Here is a 225-nt window from a genome sequence, read left to right on the forward strand (position 1 = left end):
GTCGAGGCGATCGAGTCGCCCTCGATGCTCGAACTCGTCCGGAACGTCCGGTACACGGTCGAAGACGACGAGGGCGACATCATGTGTCTGTTCCGCGCCCGCTACCAGATGTTCGACTTCATCGACGAGTTCATCGGCCACGGGATCCCCTTCTCCATGCTCACCGACGGACGGATGTGGACCGATCGCGTCCAGGACTACGTCAGCGCCATCGAGAAGGCCGAG

Annotated in this window: 1 pseudogene; it reads left to right on the forward strand. The window is 62.2% G+C overall.

Features of this window, described 5'->3' with window-relative positions:
- Positions 1–225 (forward strand): annotated as a pseudogene (locus EXE44_RS19615) (ATP-dependent helicase); the annotation flags it as partial.

The organism is Halorubrum sp. SS7 (assembly GCF_005435055.1).
GTDB classification, from domain to species: domain Archaea; phylum Halobacteriota; class Halobacteria; order Halobacteriales; family Haloferacaceae; genus Halorubrum; species Halorubrum salinarum.